Annotated in this window: 20 protein-coding genes and 2 pseudogenes; 16 read left to right on the top strand and 6 right to left on the bottom strand. The window is 39.1% G+C overall.

What is annotated here, in order from left to right:
• Positions 1-73: 73 nt before the first annotated feature.
• The 8 genes and pseudogenes from L3V42_RS18650 (at position 74) to L3V42_RS11560 (ending at position 5970) form a co-directional block, all read left to right on the top strand.
• The gene (locus L3V42_RS18650; protein ID WP_439651888.1) at positions 74-394 is read left to right on the top strand and encodes a hypothetical protein; all 321 of its coding nucleotides are present in this window, start codon (positions 74-76) and stop codon (positions 392-394) included.
• Positions 395-920: 526 nt separating this feature from the next.
• Positions 921-1994 (top strand): hypothetical protein, encoded by a 1074-nt coding sequence (locus L3V42_RS11590; RefSeq protein ID WP_238472046.1) that lies wholly within the window; start codon positions 921-923, stop codon positions 1992-1994.
• A 308-nt stretch (positions 1995-2302) separates the two neighbouring features.
• Positions 2303-2950, top strand: a complete 648-nt coding sequence (locus L3V42_RS11585; protein ID WP_238472045.1) for a hypothetical protein — start codon at positions 2303-2305, stop codon at positions 2948-2950.
• 117 nt (positions 2951-3067) lie between these two features.
• Entirely contained in the window at positions 3068-3508 is a 441-nt protein-coding gene (locus L3V42_RS11580) for a cell wall hydrolase (protein WP_235762172.1), read from the top strand.
• Positions 3509-3708: 200 nt separating this feature from the next.
• Positions 3709-3777 (top strand): annotated as a pseudogene (locus L3V42_RS11575) (30S ribosomal protein S14); the annotation flags it as partial.
• 492 nt (positions 3778-4269) lie between these two features.
• Positions 4270-4827 carry a chromate transporter gene (locus L3V42_RS11570; RefSeq protein ID WP_235762297.1) on the top strand — a complete coding sequence of 186 codons (558 nt, stop codon included), beginning with the start codon at positions 4270-4272 and terminating at the stop codon, positions 4825-4827.
• Positions 4824-5354: a chromate transporter gene (locus tag L3V42_RS11565; RefSeq protein ID WP_235762171.1), complete on the top strand. Its 531-nt coding sequence runs from the start codon at positions 4824-4826 to the stop codon at positions 5352-5354. Before L3V42_RS11570 ends, L3V42_RS11565 begins: the two co-directional genes overlap by 4 nt.
• A gap of 52 nt (positions 5355-5406) precedes the next feature.
• Positions 5407-5970: an SCO family protein gene (locus tag L3V42_RS11560; RefSeq protein ID WP_235762170.1), complete on the top strand. Its 564-nt coding sequence runs from the start codon at positions 5407-5409 to the stop codon at positions 5968-5970.
• 94 nt (positions 5971-6064) lie between these two features.
• On the opposite strand, the gene L3V42_RS18325 is transcribed toward L3V42_RS11560, so the two are convergent.
• The 4 genes from L3V42_RS18325 to L3V42_RS11545 all read right to left on the bottom strand — a co-directional run bounded on the left by L3V42_RS18325 (position 6065) and on the right by L3V42_RS11545 (position 9411).
• Positions 6065-6190, bottom strand: coding sequence for a hypothetical protein (locus L3V42_RS18325; protein ID WP_255770907.1), 126 nt, complete (start codon positions 6188-6190; stop codon positions 6065-6067).
• 435 nt (positions 6191-6625) lie between these two features.
• On the bottom strand, positions 6626-6847 hold the full coding sequence (locus L3V42_RS11555; RefSeq protein WP_235762169.1) for a twin-arginine translocase TatA/TatE family subunit: 222 nt from the start codon (positions 6845-6847) through the stop codon (positions 6626-6628).
• 20 nt (positions 6848-6867) lie between these two features.
• Positions 6868-8616 (bottom strand): GMC family oxidoreductase, encoded by a 1749-nt coding sequence (locus L3V42_RS11550; RefSeq protein ID WP_235762168.1) that lies wholly within the window; start codon positions 8614-8616, stop codon positions 6868-6870.
• 27 nt (positions 8617-8643) lie between these two features.
• Complete coding sequence (locus L3V42_RS11545) at positions 8644-9411, bottom strand: gluconate 2-dehydrogenase subunit 3 family protein (RefSeq protein WP_238472044.1); 768 nt, start codon at positions 9409-9411, stop codon at positions 8644-8646.
• Positions 9412-9717: 306 nt separating this feature from the next.
• On the opposite strand from L3V42_RS11545, the gene L3V42_RS11540 reads away from it, so the two are divergent.
• On the top strand, positions 9718-11049 hold the full coding sequence (locus L3V42_RS11540) for a CoA-disulfide reductase (protein ID WP_238472060.1): 1332 nt from the start codon (positions 9718-9720) through the stop codon (positions 11047-11049).
• 939 nt (positions 11050-11988) lie between these two features.
• Here the strand turns inward: L3V42_RS11540 and L3V42_RS11535 are convergent.
• Positions 11989-12486 (bottom strand): SCO family protein, encoded by a 498-nt coding sequence (locus L3V42_RS11535; protein WP_255783458.1) that lies wholly within the window; start codon positions 12484-12486, stop codon positions 11989-11991.
• Between the two features lie 589 nt (positions 12487-13075).
• Here L3V42_RS11535 and L3V42_RS11530 point away from each other — a divergent pair.
• Positions 13076-13324: a DUF6429 family protein gene (locus L3V42_RS11530; protein ID WP_235762165.1), complete on the top strand. Its 249-nt coding sequence runs from the start codon at positions 13076-13078 to the stop codon at positions 13322-13324.
• 42 nt (positions 13325-13366) lie between these two features.
• Positions 13367-14527 (top strand): plasmid pRiA4b ORF-3 family protein, encoded by a 1161-nt coding sequence (locus L3V42_RS11525; protein ID WP_238472042.1) that lies wholly within the window; start codon positions 13367-13369, stop codon positions 14525-14527.
• A gap of 306 nt (positions 14528-14833) precedes the next feature.
• Here L3V42_RS11525 and L3V42_RS11520 read toward each other — a convergent pair whose 3' ends face one another.
• Positions 14834-15085: a Uma2 family endonuclease gene (locus L3V42_RS11520; protein ID WP_238472041.1), complete on the bottom strand. Its 252-nt coding sequence runs from the start codon at positions 15083-15085 to the stop codon at positions 14834-14836.
• 233 nt (positions 15086-15318) lie between these two features.
• Between L3V42_RS11520 and L3V42_RS11515 the strand changes: the two genes are divergently transcribed.
• From L3V42_RS11515 to L3V42_RS11495, 5 genes and pseudogenes are all read left to right on the top strand, one after another.
• Positions 15319-15585, top strand: a complete 267-nt coding sequence (locus L3V42_RS11515; RefSeq protein WP_238472040.1) for a hypothetical protein — start codon at positions 15319-15321, stop codon at positions 15583-15585.
• Between the two features lie 94 nt (positions 15586-15679).
• The gene (locus L3V42_RS11510) at positions 15680-16660 is read left to right on the top strand and encodes a 2-hydroxyacid dehydrogenase (protein WP_238472039.1); all 981 of its coding nucleotides are present in this window, start codon (positions 15680-15682) and stop codon (positions 16658-16660) included.
• A 4-nt stretch (positions 16661-16664) separates the two neighbouring features.
• Positions 16665-17180, top strand: a complete 516-nt coding sequence (locus tag L3V42_RS11505) for a GNAT family N-acetyltransferase (RefSeq protein WP_235762161.1) — start codon at positions 16665-16667, stop codon at positions 17178-17180.
• A gap of 220 nt (positions 17181-17400) precedes the next feature.
• Entirely contained in the window at positions 17401-17589 is a 189-nt protein-coding gene (locus L3V42_RS11500) for a hypothetical protein (RefSeq protein ID WP_238472038.1), read from the top strand.
• Between the two features lie 69 nt (positions 17590-17658).
• Positions 17659-17925: pseudogene (locus L3V42_RS11495) on the top strand (GNAT family N-acetyltransferase); the annotation flags it as partial.
• Positions 17926-17931 lie beyond the last annotated feature (6 nt).

Genomic DNA, 17931 nt, shown 5'->3' with positions numbered 1-17931 from the left:
AAAGATAGATGCCTTACCCTGGGAGGTCTCACGGACGGCTCAGGAGTCCCCTATTAAGAAAGCCGCCAACAAAGTGCTTGCCTCCATTACAACATTTATCGAGAAGAAATTAGGACTCATCGTGAATGCCGAAAAGAGTCGCATCTCCCGCCCTAGTAATACGAAATTCTTGGGGTTTGGTTTCTACTATGATTCAAACAAGGGCTTAGAGAAACAATCAAATAGGGGACCTAAAAAAGAATTAAGTATCGATCAAATTGTAGATGCTGCAGTCGCTATTGCTGATAAAGAAGGACTTTCATCTGTATCGATGAATCGAGTTGCATCTTCTCTTGGATTGACACCAATGTACTTTACCGATATATTCCTAGCAAAGATGATTTACTTATCCTGATGCAAAATAGTGTTTGTGATATTCCTAATCCAATTCATGAGGGAGACCCAGATTGGCGTGAACCAATGGTTGCTTTATAAAATCTACGCAGATTATTCGAATTTTTATATGGAATACACAAAAATATTTTTGCTGAAATTTACATAGGTTGCATTAATCAGCAGATTCGCACGCGGTCCGAGAATTAGCGCACGATAATCGTACATACTTGCACGCCCCTTGGTAATCGCGCACGATCCTCGTGCAAACTCGCACACCACCCGATAATCGCGCACGATAACCACGCAACCTCGCTCGCCGCCCCAGAATCCCACACCATAACCGTACGAACTCGCATGCTCATTCAAGAATCCCGCACAAACTAAGCATGCGATTTATTTCATTCAACTGATATAGTAAAAGAATAATACGTCAGATGGTCTATTGACAGGAGGAAACGTAAAGATATATTATTTAAATAATTACGGGGAAATTACAAGTATATGCATTTTACCTACAAAAATTTAATAATTGGAGGAGATTCCCTATGAAACACACTAGGCTTTTAACCTTGTTTTCTATCATATTGCTCTTGTTGATAACAGGGTGTTCGCAAGACAACGATAATGTGTCAGAAACTGCAACTGCACAACCAACAGAGGCTGAGGAAGAAACAACAGCTGATAACGATTCAAATGGCTCGGAGAATACAGAAGAATCTAATGATCTCTATCATGAAATCGGAGAACCATTCGTCATGACCACATACTATTCGGATGCAGATGCAGAAGTAACTGTCAATAAAGTATGGACAGAACCTGCTCAGGATCATTCAGAATTTGTGGAGCAACGAGTCTCTTCACCGGATGAAAATACGAATGTTACGTTTATTGATTATACTGTGACAAATTTAAGTGATGAAGAAATTGGGTTGCCCGATCTGTTGCCCGAATATACAGCAGCCAATACAGAAGTGGATGTATCTTATCCGGAAAACGACCAGTTTGCAGATGAATTTGAATCCTTCGATTATGCACTTGAGCCCAACGAAACACTGGATTTAGTAGGTGCGGTCGTCACGGAGAAAAATGATGAATATACATCGGCATTTTTATGGAACATTACACAAGATATACCTGAAGTTGTATTTTTCACTCCGCAATCAGAACAGGAGAGTAAAATTGGTATATATGAAATGGGAGAGCCAATTTATTTACTAGATTATGAAGATAATGGAAGCCTCCAGGTTACGATCGATGATGTGAGCATTGAAGAAAATCCTGACCTTGAACAAGGGAATGTGGATTTAAGTGATATGTCAGCGCTAGTACTAGACATAACGATTGAAAATACAATCGATGAAATTCAAACCATTGAACAAGCTCTGCCAATGCCTGTTGTAGATGGAGAAGCAGTGATACATACATTTAATGTTAACATCGATGGAAATTGGATAGATTTATACGATTTGGAAGGGAAATTAGAAAAAGGGGACTCGATAACAGGTAAAGCTTATATTAGTGTGGAAAAAGACAAGATCGACGATGTCCAATTGTATTATTTCCATCCGGAACTTCTTTTATTTCCTGATTATTCTAAAGTGCTGAACTATAATATTTGATCATTCGCTACCAAATTATGAGTTTTTCTTGGTTATTTGATGAACGAGAAGGAAGATTTTTCCGTATAGTGTAATCTTTTTTACCTGAACAGACAGAAATGTGTGAATGACGCTTGGTGCTTTGGTTAATGACTAAATGAATGACTGGATAACCACCTTAAGAAAGGACACAATTTAGTTCTGACAGTCATGCAACCACCAAGAATAGCTAAGTAATTGGTAAAGTATATAAAGATCGAAGAATACGATAATAAATGGTAAGAGGATCAATATCTTTCTTTGTATGGAGATAAAAGAAGGGGCAGATTGTGATTACGGAAGAAATTCTTTCCACCCTAATTGTGGTTGTTGGTTTTGTTGGTATTATTTTTATTGTTTATATTTTAAGCAAAATTCCTGGTGCTGGTCTTATCTTTGGCTTACTGCGAAGACTCTTCGTGTTATTATGGGGTGTCGTTGTTCTAGCTCTAACCTTCTTTATGTTTTTCATGGTTGGTTATATGGCGATCGTATATTTCACTTTTACTGGAAGTGAAGAGGGGATTCTTTATCAAGGAGAGCCGATAAATTTTCTTCTTGATGATGGCAGGAGAGAATCGGTATTTTTTACTCTGCTATATGCGGGATTTTGTCTTGTGTCAGTATATATTACTTCTTTTTTTGTGATGCTTGGTTGGAAAGTTACTCGTATAAGAAGCAGATTTAATGCTGAAATTATTTTAGTTATGATGCTTCTTTTGGTGTTTACTGTATTTCCGATGGTTGTCGAAGAAATACTGCCAGACATTGAAGTGGGGCGTTATGGAAGATATGTACTTGGGATTTTACCGCTCGTGATGTATGTTGAAGGGCAAATAAAAAGATCCAGGGAACGATCAGACACACGTTATCTTTCTTCCAAGGAGAGGTTTTATCGGAATTTAAGTGAAGAAAAATCGAATAGAACAAGAAAATAATAGGACACATTCACTGCATGCTTTGTTGAGTAATTCAAAGGGAGTGGAAATGGGCAAATTTATATAAAAGAAACATCATATACACATTTCTTCATACTATATCCTGGAGGTGAAGAAATGGCGAGAGTAGCTTATCGGGAAGCGGACGTTGATTTAATGGCAAGGATGATGAGAGCGGAAGCTGAGGGTGAAGGCGTTCAAGGAATGTTGTATGTCGGAAATGTAATTGTGAACCGTGCAGTAGCAAATTGTTTAGACTTTATTGATGTTAGAACGATTGAAGATGTAATATTTCAAGTCCAAGGGGGAAATTTCTCTTTTGAAGCTGTTCAGAAGGGCAATGTGTTTTATCAGGGAGCAAGAGATAAGGAGAGGAGATTAGCAAGACGAAATTTAGAATCATGGCGGGATCATCCCGCGAAATTTGCTTTGTGGTACTTTAATCCATATGCTCCGTGTCCGCCAACATGGTACGGTCAGCCTTTTACGGGTCAATTCAAACTGCATTGTTTTTATGAACCACAGCCAGGAACATGTGAAAGTGTTTATATGAGATAGGAGTTTATGGGCATTGATTCATCTTGAAATAAACTGTGTGCCTGTTATGTACCAACGTACTTGAAACTAGTAATTTTTACACAGCCAGCTTTGTTTTGGTGTACCTTTAATCCATGAATCATAAAAGGGAACTTTCTGTTTAGCAGGAGTTCCCTATTTAAGTGGAGATTTACGTAGCGGTATTCCGATGGGGAACCGAGAGCGTTATCGCATTTAGAGAGTATGCGCATAAAGGGCAAGTGCCAGGCGTGAAAAAAGCAAGCTGGTAATAAGAGCACCTGACTTTTTGATGATTGGTTACCATTTATTTTTTATTTAAAGCTTATTGAAGTTCGATAACTTAGCTGTTATTCGGACTCTTTTTGTATTTTAGCAGTAAAAAAGCAGGAGGCAAGCTCTGTCAACGCACCTAGAGTAGATAAAATAAGCAAAAATGAAAAGGGTAGCTACAAAATACCACAAGAGGAAAAGGAGAAATAGAAGAGATATAGTATAAAAACAGGGTCTCATTTTTTTATTTCTTTGCACATACGAATGAATTTCATAATTACCAAAGTCGGCTTTTTCATCACCATATGTAGTTGGGAACGAACCAACTCAACTACATATGGATGGTGATGCATTAAATACGTATTATGAAATTCATTAATACTGATAAGAAAATAAAGCTTCAATCAAATTCGTAAAAATGTTCAATATTTGTTACGATCAAATGGAAAGTATTTGTAATGTTTAAAGATAGAAGGAAAGTGGTAACGTTGGTGAGGCAGAAGGATCTTTTCATGGCTTTTTTTCGGGCGGGCATGCTCGGCTATGGTGGTGGCTTGTCGGCCATTCCGCTGATGCAAAGGGAAGTGGTTACGAAATTTAAATGGATGACGGATGAAGAATTTGCAGACGTATTGGCACTTGCCAACACGTTGCCGGGGCCTGTTAATACGAAAATTGCCGGGTATGTCGGCTGGAGGATTGATCGATGGCGCGGGATGCTGAATGCACTCCTTGCGACAATTTTACCGACATTGGTTTTAATGATCTTATTATTAACAGTTTTAAACGCTTATAAAGATCTTCCATGGGTCCAAGGAATGACGAAAGCTGTTATTCCGGTTGCTGGTGTGATGATTGGTGTGTTGGCTTGGGATTTTATTAAGTTCTCCCAGCGAACAATGGGGTGGCTGCCAACCATTATGCTAACAATCATCAGTTTAGTCGTTATGGAAATGCTCGGTATTCATCCAGCCATATTAATATTGGTTCTCATTATTTCTGCATTGCTTTCCAGAGGAAAAAAAGAAAGGCGAGTTGATGAGAATTGATATATTGGGAAATTTTTAAAGCTAATTTTATCGCGAATATATTAGGCTATGGTGGGGGGCCAGCGACCATACCATTATTGGAACATGAAGTGGTTCATAAATATGAATGGTTTACGGTAACTGAATTTAGTGAAATGGTGGCATTGGGAAATGGTTTGCCAGGTCCGATTGCGACAAAGCTTTCAGGCTATATCGGTTATGAAATGGGTGGTGTGTTAGGCTCTTTTATCGGTGTCTTTGCAGCCGTTGCACCATCGATGATTTTAATGATTGCTTTGTTAGGCTTATTATTAAAGTTTAAAGATTCCCCGAAAGTGAAGCGATTGACACAATATATTCGCCCGACCATTGCTGTTTTGTTAGGTGTGATGACCTTCAACTTTTTCATGAATGCTTATGAGACATCGGGAATTTATCATACAATCATCATTGCAGTTTTAAGTTTTCTTGCCCTTGAGCGATTTAGGGTTAGTCCTGTATTTGTTGTTTTGGGAGCCCTTGTCTATGGAGCAGTTTTCATCGCGTAAGTTATAACGGAGAAAGTTATCGATATACTGTACGGAGAAAAGAGGAATAAGAATGAAAGTCCGGAAATTTTTATTACTTTTTATCATGATTTTCCTAGCTGCTTGTGGTGACAATATAGAAACAAATATGTCTGAACCGATGGTGGACTTTGAATTCGTGACACAAGACGGGAAAATGTTACATTCGGATGAACTTCAAGACGAGTGGTGGGTAGCTAATTTCATGTACACGAATTGTCGGACGGTTTGTCCAAGAACAACAGCGAATCTGGCTGAAGTACAAGGGAAGTTGAAAGAGGATGGTCTAAGTCCGCAAATTGTTTCCTTTAGTGTTGATCCAGCATACGATACACCTGAAGTATTGAAAGAATATGCCGCAGGGTATGATGCAGACTTAGAGACATGGAGCTTTTTAACTGGCTATGATTTTGAAACGATTCAAGAAATATCGGAGCATACATTTAAAGCTGTACTTGAAGAAGGAGTTATTGGGCAAAGGGCTCATGGAGTCGGATTTTACTTGATTGATCCTAAGGGAAACATTGTAAAAAAATATGATGGAACAAGCACGGTTGAGCTTGACGAACTTGTTAAAGATTTAAAGTCCGTATTATAGAAAAATTATAGTCTTAGCCGACCTAACTGCATTGTTTTATATAAAAACACCTCCGAATCGTGTACGTTTCGCACGAGTGATTCGAAGGAGTTTTTTAATTACATAGGAGATAATGAATTTCATAATACGTATTTAATGCATCACCATATGTAGTTGAGTTGGTTCGTTCCCAACTACATACGGTGATGGCAAAGCCGACTTTGGTAATGATGAAATTCATTCAGGAGACTATAAATAGTTAAATACTGTAAGTAACTATTAGTTACTGGCACGAGCCACGTCCGCTCTGCGCCCAGCAACTATCAAACTTCACACTCCTCCAATCGATAAAGAAGACTTAGCCGTTCGGTCTTTGTGAGGCTTAGGCGCACTTATACCCTTGTGGTGAAAGTCGACATCGGCTCATAACGAAAGGAGGGCCGTTTAAATTCGGGCTAAAGCCCAACTCATGTCTCCCCCTAAAGGGACATGTTTCCTTTATCTAATAGGAGGTTCGATTAAGTTCGCCCCTTCCTGGGGCAACATCGAACTACCTCTCATCCTGGGAGGCACAGTTTGTACGTCGCTGCGACTACTGGATGTGCTAGTGCAGGTGTTGCGAAGACGATCGCGTTTTTAACCTGCAAGGGCGCTTCCGCCTTTGTTCAATAAGTAATTAAGCTTGTTTATCCGATGTTTCTTCCCTAACTTCTAAGTCGCTTGTGTCTTCCTCTTTCTTTTCGTCTTCACTCACCAATTCGTTAGCCGAGGTTTTAAACTCTTTGAGCGTTTCTCCGGCTGCTTTTCCAATTTCAGGCAGTTTCTTTGGACCGAAAATAATTAGAGCTAGTACAACAATAAGAATCAAGCCTGGAATACCAATATTAGCTATACCCATAATATTCACCTACTTTTCTTTTAAGCCATTTTATGTGTCTTCGTTTTCTTTTCGGCAAGTAATCCACCTTTTTTGAGGTATTCCTCTACACCTTCCGCAGCACGATAAGCTAAAGCGCCGATTGTTCCGGTCGGGTGATAATCGGAGAAGTGTGGAAACGCGGATCCGCCTGTGACAAACAGGTTTTCCATATCCCACATTTGCAAGTAATTATTGACTGCAGAAGTTTCCGGATCGGCACCCATCGCTACTCCACCAGCATAATGCCCACCGCTGTAGATATGGTCAAATTTTTCTGGCACTTCATCTTCATCAATAATATCTGCGCCCATTTCTTCCATAATCTTTTTAGTTACTTCGATGCCGTACTTCGCAATATTAATATCTTGGTCCGTTAACTTATTTGTTATACGCAGTAACGGATCTCCAAAAGCATCTTTATAAGTCGGATCTAAGCTTGTATAGTTGTGCCACCATGGCATAACCCCTGGTACAAACCAAACATGCAGCATACTGTTTGCATATTTGACAGAGTTGTTTTTGAACTCGGCACCCCAGCTAGGCGTATCACTTGGAACAGCAAGACTCTGAATTGGTCCCAATCCATACTGTCTGATTTCTGGGTGTCCGCCATGCAAGAAGTTTTTACCCTCGATATCAATATGTTCCACAGTAAAGTCTCTTAATGTTGCACCAAGCGCACCTGCTCCTCCGTACATATTGAATTTCTTGTCATTGAAAAAGCCTCGAACCCCAAGGAACGTATTATTGAATTGGCCGACGAAGTTTCTTCCAATTACACCTTCTCTTGTTTCCGGATTATAAGGTTTACCAATTTCAGAGAGTAGTAATAAACGTGTATTTGTAAAGGTGAATCCCCCTAAAACGACTACATCTGCCGGCTGTTCGTATTCCAGTCCCGTTTTCATATCTACATATATCACACCAGTGGCTTTTTCACCATTATGTACCACACGACGGGCATAGGAATGAGGACGAAGCTCGTAGTTCCCTGTTTTTTGCGCTGTCGGAATAACAGTTACGACAGGATCCGATTTTGCTCCGAAATCACACCCGTAATGCGAGCAGAAGGAACAAAATTGACATTGGCTCAGTTTTTCTCCATCCGGGTTTTCATACGCTTCACTCATATTACCTGCGGGAATCATATATGGATGGTATCCGAGATTCTCTGCTGCCTCTTTAAATAAGTTGATTGCAGGCGAGCTTTTGAGTGGCGGGTTTGGGTAAGGATTCGAACGAGGTGGTGCTAATGGATCGTCTTCTCCTGATGTTCCAGCTGTTTTTTCGAAGCGGTCATAGTACTTTTCAAATTCATCATAGGTGATACCCCAGTCTTGCAAGGTCATTCCCTCTGGAATCTTGTCTTCCCCATATTTTTCAACCGTCTTACTGTACACTTCAAAGTCAAATGGATTATTACGGAACGTACAGCCTGCCCAGTGTGCACTGCCTCCACCTACATCATTACCAACCATCATTTCACCTTGTGTTCGGACTGGCTGAGCTTCTTCGTCCATTTCACTGCGAGAAGTAATTGTTTCCTTTGATAAATCCTGCATCATATCATAACGCTGTGTAAATCTAAGTTCATCTTTACTTCCCAAATAGTCATTGACTGATTTTTCTTTTCCTCGTTCCAGTCCAACAACTTTATAGCCAGCTTTGGCAAGCTCGGCGGATACAATACCACCTGACCAACCAGTACCAACTACTACAACATCTACTTTATCCAGCTTTATTGCCATGAAATCTTCCTCCTGTTTTGTTTACGCTTATGATTGTTGATAGTCTTTCAAACCGAGCGGATCCATTTTGATAAATTCTTCTTCTTCAATAATATCGATGAAGCCTGGACGTGGACCTGGATATTCTACCATTCTCCAGCCATCCATGTTTTTATTTCCGCCATAGAGTGGATCGGCAAAGGCACCTTCGATCGTCATTTTTCGAAGTATGCTAAAGAATTGCTGCGAACTTACACCAGTCAATTCAACTTCTCCATTATCGAATGATTGTAAGATCTCGTCTTGCTGCTCGCTGTCGATGTTAACGAAATTTTCACCGAACTGTTCTTCACTTACCGCATCAATTTTCCTCAGGCCTTCGATGATGATTTGCCCTCTGTTTAGTGGTGTTTCATAACGCATCACATCTTCAGAATCACCATTGACCTTAAATGGATTTTGCATATACTCTTTCGCATTCGTTCCCCATGAGCCTGCTAATTGCTTATCAATGAAATATGGCACGCCTAGCGCAACTGCCCCTGGTCCATTGTCATCTTCCGGATAGATACGCTCTACTGCAGCTCTTAGAATTACAAAGTCTTCAAAGCGGTCAAAAAATATACGCGCTTCTTGGAAATCCTCGGCTGATTCTACTGCAGGCTGCGATGACTCTGATTCTTCTTTTAGAAACGGATTCGATAATATCCCTCCGAGGATAGATCCACCTACTACACCACCAGTAAATATCCCAGCATTTTTCATAAATATCCTGCGATTCATTGTTTTTTTATTATTAGCGTTTTCATTAGCCAAGATAGTACCCCCTTCAAATGTATATATGTACTTAAAAAACAACGTACGATTTAAGATTATACGCTTATATAACTCTAATGTCTATCAACTTTATTATACCCAAGTTTGTAGGTAATATAACATTTTCACAGTCAAATTTATGCAATACTAAAATATTACGAATGGTGAGAGAAGAATCCCGCGAAAATTGCTATTGCTTTCATCATTCTTTAACATTAGATACGTACGATAAGAGTGAAAAGAGTACATTTGTGGTTAAACTATCTTACTATAATGATATCTTGATACTAATAGGAGGAGTTTATGTTGCGTTATGTAATTATCGGAGGTGTCGCTGCTGGTATGAGTGCGGCAATGGAAATAATCCGCACCGATGACTCGGCACAGGTGACGGTTCTTGAACGTGGTGATGACTACTCATACGGACAGTGCGGTTTGCCTTATGTTATAAGTGGTGTCGTTCCATCTGTAGAAGCCGTCGTTGCACGAACCGCTGAAGCGTTCAGGGAAAAGTATAAGATCGATGCCCGAGTGAATACGGAGGTAACGAATATAGATGCCGAACAACAAATCGTTTATGGAACGGATGCAAAAGCAAACAAAGATTTTCAATTAAATTATGATCGGCTGCTGATCGCATCAGGTTCCGACCCACTCGTTCCGGAATGGAAGGGCATGGAACTGGAGGGGATCCATACATTAAAAACAATAACCGATACAGAAGCGATTCTGAAAGATTTAGACGAGAATATAAAACACGTTACGATTGTCGGTGGTGGCTACATTGGTTTGGAAGTAGCGGAGAGCTTCAGAAGCCTTGGGAAAGAAGTCACCCTTATCCAACGCGGTAAACAAATTGCATCGATATTTGATCAAGACATGGCTGAACTGATTCAGGAAGAAGCTAGAGAAAATGGGATTCAGCTTGTACTTGGCGAATCGGTCGAAGCATTTGCAGGTGACGATCGGGTTGAAACGGTGATCACGGACAAACAAGTACATCATACAGATCTTGTTTTACTAGGAATGGGCGTTAGACCCAATACGGGATTTTTAAAAAATACAAACCTTCAGATGACGAGGCAAGGAGCAATCCATGTTAATGCTTATATGGAAACCAACCTTGAACATATTTATGCTGCTGGTGATTGTGCGACACAGTACCATATCGTGAAACGGCTGGATGACCATATTCCGCTCGGGACGACATCAAATAAACAAGGCCGAATTGCCGGAGCCAATATGGCCGGGAATCCGTTACCTTTCAAAGGAATTGTCGGGACATCCATCATTAAGTTTTTTGGTTTAACGTTAGGTCGTACAGGTATAACCGAAAAAGAGGCAAGCAGACTTCGTATTCCCTATGAGGTGCTGACAAGGAAGGCAAACTCGCATGCAGGCTATTATCCTGGCGGAGAAATCTTGCATCTGAAATTGCTGTATCATGGCAAAACGAATGAACTGCTTGGAGGACAGATTATCGGTAAAGAGGGCGTTGATAAACGTATCGATGTACTCGCCACTGCGCTTTACAATCAGATGACGATCCAGCAACTGGCTGATTTAGACCTTAGTTATGCACCTCCATATAACGGGGTATGGGATCCGCTTCAACAAATGGCAAGGAAGACATTTTAAAATATTGGAACAAAAGGGAACAATGAGCAGGTTTATTTTGCTCGCTATTCTTTTTTTAACTTGTTAGAGGGCCTTGAGCGAATTTGTCCCGCTGTAACCGTCCGTAACACTCCTCAAGAATTCAGGTTATGTCGAGAAAGGTTAGGTGGGAAGAAACGTGAGCTAACACCTCAGATTCGTTCAACCAGCAATCAGTGGGGTAAGTACCGTCGACTAGAAACGCGATTCGTTTCGCAACGCTGATACTAGCACCTCCTGTGCTCCCGAAAACCTCACGTATTGAAGTTTCACGTTATGAAAATACACCGTTTTCATCATTCTTTCACATTGGGTAAGTACGATAAGAATGGATAGCGGTTGTATAGAGGTAAGCAAGTTTTAATGAATATGATCGATACGGATATTGACATAAATGGAGGTATACGTATGAAAAAGAGATTGATTATGAGCGCTGCTTTTCTTTTAATAGCTTGGAAACTATAAAATAAAAATGCTGTGGATAACTAAAGTTGCTAGCACTAGCCACGTCCGCTCTGCGTCCAGCGACTAGCAGATCTTTTGGTGGGACGAGCAATGCGCAGTCCCAAACTTCACACTCTTCCAATCGATAAAGAAGACTTAGCCGTTTGGTTTGTATGAGGCTTAGTCGCCGAAAGTCAACATCAACTCAAGAAAAAGGGAAGGCCGACTAAGAACGGGCTAACGCCCAACTCACGTCTCCCCCTAAAGGGGCATGTTTCTGTTATCTCATTCCAGTAAAGGGGAAGTTCGATTAAGTTCGCCCCGTCTTAGGGCAACATCGAACGACCTCTCTTCCTGAGAGGCATAGTTTGTACGTTGCTGCGACTACTGGATGTGCTAGTGCAGGTGTTGCGAAGACGATCGCGTTTTTAACATGCAAGGGCGCTTGCGCCTTTGTTCCATGAATATTTTTCATTATTAGTTCAAAACTAATCTGAGATCTTCGACAATCAGATCCATCTCGTTATTATCTACTCCGCTATATCTTTTGATAATCTCGCCATCTGGGTTAACAAGAAAGAAGCTTGTCCCGTGGGTCACTTGATCATCGCCAGGAGCCGCTTGCTCGACGACAGATCGAAATGAATTCATGGATAATTCTTTAATCGTTTCAAAGTCGTATCCGGTTAAAAAAGACCAATTGTTGAAATCGGCATCATATTCTTTGGCATACTCTATAAGTACTTCAGGACTATCATAATCAGGGTCGACACTAAAGGAAACAAGTTGAACATCTAAATCCTCTTCCTTTAATTTAGATTGTAAGTCTGCCATATTGGTTGTCATTGGAAGACAAACAGTCGTACAATTTGTAAAGATAAAATCTGCAATCCACCACTCGCCTCTAAGATCGTCAAGGCTTAACGTTTCGTTAGCTTGTGTAGTGAAGCTAAAGTCCGCTACTTCTCCTTCCATATTCGGTTCTATCTCTTCGCCGCACGCTGCTAGCAGGACTACAGCACAAAATATTAAAACAGCAATTAATTTTTTCACGTTATGAATTCTCCTTTTTTCAATTTAATATAAATGGCTATGTCTAAAAAAATCAGAGGTACTTTTTTTACCTTCAAATTAACCTTACTTTACTATAGCAAATCTATATGAAAATTTGATGTTAGTTGTTTGAGATTCACAATGTTGTAATATTATTTTATATAAATAACTTCATTTTTGCATTTTTTTGGAAAATTGCTCAAAAAAGATAGGACTTGTCCTGTTTCACAAACTTGATTTTTCAAAAATGGAAAAAATCAAGTTTAGTTAAATTAATGAATTTCATAATACGTATTTAATGCTTCACCATCACCATATGTAGTTGAGTTGGTTCGTTCCCAACTACATATGGTGATGGAGAAGCCGACTTTGGTAATGATGAAATTCATTCATATAGTTAATGGATGAAGTGATTTAGTATGTCGATATACGTTATCATTAAATGAATCTACACTGAACGGTTATATCTTGAAATGCGCTTGGCGAGTTGAGAGGATGAGGAGGATCGCAAATGGAGCGGAAAGTGAAGGAGCTAACCTTGCTATTGTTATATTTAACATCGTGGAAAGAGGAAGAACTACAAGAACTATTCGGAGAAACGAGAAGGAGTTGGAAAGGATATCCCTTTGATATTCTTGATGAACTTACTGACGAAGATTTCATTCGTGGAAGTAAGCGCTCCAAATCGGTCTATTTAACGAAGGCAGGGATCAAAGAAGCGAAAGAGATAGCGAAGAAGTATCAAATTCAAGATATTTAAAATGAAAGTGAATATTGAATTATTATCAGAGAGGTGAGACAGATGATGATCCAATGTACGAAAGCTTTACTTGAGAAGTTAGGTATAAAGGGAGATGAATTAGTTACACCAGAAGGTCATGAACATTTTCCGAATAGCTTTATGGCGTGGCACGCCAATTTTGTCAGTATTAACAGAAGAAAAGCGATTATTTTAATGAACAACGAAACGAGATATCCAGTCGTAATATACCGACCGGTTAAAAAGGACTTTTCTAATGCAAGAGGCTTAATTATTGAAGCAATTACGGAAGTTTTACGTATCGAAGGTGTCAGTCAAACTATCATTAACGCTTATATTCATAAAGCAGGTGAAATTTCTTTTTCCAAAACAGCTAATAGAAGCATGGTGGCAAAGCTGAATAATACGGTACGGGAAATTGAATTTATGTCAGAATATTTGAATGAAGATACGAAAATTCAAAAATATATAAGCCTCTTAGCGGGAAGGCAGATCCAAAAGATCAATGATTCGGATGAATATGGTTATCCTGTAGAAAAAATGCTAAATTGTTTAGGGACTGTTTATGAATTAGATAACGATAAATGTATACCTGTATTGGATCATGAGCGCTATCAACTGAAAATACAAATCGATTTAGGCAGTCATGACGTTTGGAGAAGGGTTACCGTGCCATCGACGTTTTCATTTAGACATCTTCATAATATAATCCAAACGGTCTTTGATTGGAAAAATTACCATTTACATGAATTTACAGTGGATATGGAGGGAAATAAGCCAATTAAAATAATAATGGACGATCATCCGGAAACGCTGGAATTTTTAGATCATGGGGAATTTGATATTCTGCAAGAACGGTTTGTTTCATTGGAGGAAATTTTTTCGAAACACAATAAAGTCATGTATGAGTATGACTTTGGAGATTCGTGGTACCATCATATAACACTGGAAAAAACGGAAAGGTCTCATGACTTTAGAGCGACATACCTAGATGGAAATGGGGAAAGACCACCAGAAGATGTGGGTGGCTTATTTGGATATGAAGAATATTTGGAAGTCATAGTGAATGAAAATGATCCAAGGAATAAGGAAATGATGATTTGGGCAGAAAGTCAAAAAGAAAGAAAGTTGAATTCCGAGCAAATAAATAATCGGCTGACTCGAGTGTTCCATAAATATTATTATTCACCGCATTTTATTTGACACATATTTTTGGAACAATGGTAAGGAGTGAATAACAAAGAAAGTTAGTATTCTCAGGGATGAAAATGAAGTTGAGGTTTCAGAAGTAGCTAAGCGGCATTTTGTTGAATTAGAAAACTGTCCTATCGCATCGAAATGCCTGTCACCTATGCCAAAAGCCCAATACAAAATGAAATCATCCAATCCCCAATCCTTACCATCAGATTGGAGGTTGAAGATAACTCCATCTCTATTTTTGGATAAAGCAATTGTGGCCGTTAAACTGATGGAGATGCCGTATAAGAAACAATTGTTAGTATCTCTTTATCATGATCCATCTGAATCAAATATTTCATACAAATCTAATGTCAATTCAGGCAAAATATGAACAGAAATCGTATCTTCTTCCGTGAAGACACCCTGGAATTCATAGTGTGCAGAAACTAAAAGGTGCACTTCCACTGCTTGATTAATTGGGTCAACAAGCCAATATTCCTTGACTCCTGCTTTTTCATAAAGCCGATACTTGTTCCAGTGATCCATCTTAATAGAAGAAGGAGAAAGTACTTCAATAATCAAGTCTGGCGCCCCATTACAACCCTTTATCATCAAGGTTACCTTTGTCACACACAACAGATAGGTCCGGCTGAACGACATTATCAATATCCGCATCATGTTTGTTTTCCGCAAATAGTTGAACATCAAAAAGAGCAAAGTAAACTTCACATTCAGTATCTTGCAGGAAATTAGAGAAAGCTGCTGATAAATTCCTAAGAAGTTTGACTTGGGGCTGGACAACAGGAGCAGTAGCAATGGGGATTGCGTTACTCAGAATTGTTGATCCTGATTTGAAAAGTAATACACTCAATGATTTTGGCTTAGCATTTATTGTAATTGGCTCAGTAGAGTTAATGCGTATTACCTTCTCACCAGTGATGGTTGTGAACTCACAATCATGGCTCTTTATCACAATTACACTAGGTTTTACGATTCTAATTACGATCCTTGCAATTAAAAAAGGATGGTTTAAAATTAGATTAGACAGCAATGTAAATGAAGTGAATAGAAAAAGTGGATAAATAGAAGAACAGGTGTATTTCTGCATAAGGAATACACCTGTTTAATCGCTATTCTAATTGTAAAGCGGAATAAAAAAGGGAGCGTGACCGTCATATGAAGAAAAAAGTAATCATTTATGACCGAATAGAAGAACCGGTACTTAGCACATTAAAAGAAGAATTTGATGTACAGATATTCAAAGAACAAGATGCTCATAAAGATCCTGATTTTTTACCGTTTCTCCAAGAAACAGAGGGCATTATTGGATTGGACTTTCCTGGGAAAAGTGATGTGTTAGATCAAGCGCCAAATTTAAAAATCATTAGTAACGTGTCTGTCGGATACAATAATTTAGATACCAAGGAATTAACGAAACGAAATATCATGGGAACAAACACGCCAGACGTATTAACAGACACGGTGGCTGATATGGCGATGGGCTTAATGCTTTCGACCGCGAGAAGAATGCCTGAGCTCGATCAATACGTGAAACAGGGACGCTGGAAAGAAGCTGTTACAACAGAGTTATTCGGCGCAGATGTTCATCATAAAACGCTCGGAATTATCGGAATGGGACGGATTGGTAAAGCTATTGCACAACGAGCTCATTTAGGGTTTAATATGGATATACTCTATCATAGCCGCACGCCGAAACCAGATGCAGAGGAACAATTTAATGCACTGCATATGAATCTTGAAAATCTGCTCAGGAGTTCGGATTATGTATGTCTCATCACCCCTTTAACAGATGAAACAAAGGGAATGATTGGCAAAAAGGAATTCCAAATCATGAAGCCATCCGCAATTTTTATTAATGTTTCCCGAGGAAGTACGGTGGTGGAAGCGGATCTCATTGAGGCGCTTAAAAATGAAGAGATTGCAGCGGCTGGGTTAGACGTATATATACAAGAACCTGTGGATCCTGACAACGAATTATTAAAAATGGATAATGTTGTCACGCTGCCGCATATAGGTTCAGCTACATTAGAAACGGAAATTAAAATGGCAGAGTTGGCAGCTGAAAATTTAAGAGCGGGATTGAACGGTGAAAAACCAGGAAATCTTGTCAATCCAGAGGTATGGAAGAAGGAGTAAGGAAATGGCAGAGCAACTGAGATTAAGAGCTTATGAAGAAGATGACATTCATTTTTTACACAAGTTAGTGAATGATCCCGAAATTATGTCCTATTGGTTTGAGGAAGCTTATTACTCAAAGGCTAGATTACGTGAAATCTTTGAAAAAGAGCAGCAAAATAACAGTGCACGAAGCTTTATTTTAACGAACGGTGAGAAAGCGATTGGCCTTGTTCAATTATTTGATATCGATTATATACATCGCCATGCTGAATATGCAATCATGATTGATCCTGCTGCTCAAGGAAATGGTTATGCAGCCAAAGCTACGAATTTAGCATCTGATTATGCGTTTAAAGTATTGAATTTGCACAAGCTATTTTTATATGTGGATGAAGTAAATGAAAAAGCTGTGCATGTTTATAAAAAATGTGGCTATAAATATGTAGCTACGTTAGAAGAAGCGTTCTTTGTTAATGGAAGTTATCATAACGCTGTCTTGATGAATATTTTTAAGCGGGATTATCTTGGGTCTACATGAACCGATGCGTAAGTAACGAATGAAGTGCGGGCAATTAGACCATATTGCGAATCTTGTAGGATGCTTATTGAAACAGTTGATATTCAGGTTGTAACTGTAGCATTATCTAAGAAAAAATCTAGTTTTTTGAAACAGAGTTATTGTGTAAAACAATAGCTCTTTTTTTTATAGATTATTATCTATTAAGGATGCTAAAAAATTTTGAGTATGAGGTGGTTATATGCAAATAATAAGAGCGGATTCGAAAGATGCAACCGGTATCGCAAAAGTACATGTAGATAGTTGGAGGGCGACTTATAAAGGTATTATTCCAGAAGACTTCTTGAATAATCTTTGTACGAACACCGAACAGAATATGGAAGAAAAACATTGCAAGCGAAGACGATCATGTAGTAGTTGCAGAGAATAACGAAGGCCAAATTATCGGGTTGCAGATGCTTGGAAAAGAGAAAACAATACAGTAGAGCATGCAAGTGATCTAACTTCGATCTATTCGCTTGAAGAATATCAGGGGAAAGGAATAGGAAGGAAATTTCTTCATGAACTGTTTTTGCACTTTAAACGATTAAGCATTGAGAAAGTTTTTGTCGAAGTACTAGAGGAAAATAAAACTCGGTATTTTTATGAATATTTTGGTGCTAAGTTAGTTGAAACGAAACAGATTAAACTTGCTGGAAAAGCTCTGAATGAGTTGATATATGTATGGGATGATGTGGACAAGGTGATGGAGAAAATAAATACCTAATGAAAA

The sequence above is a fragment of the Oceanobacillus alkalisoli genome (genome assembly GCF_022213125.1).
In the GTDB taxonomy this organism is placed as follows: domain Bacteria; phylum Bacillota; class Bacilli; order Bacillales; family Amphibacillaceae; genus Oceanobacillus; species Oceanobacillus alkalisoli.
This window is presented reverse-complemented; position numbering and strand designations above follow the sequence as displayed.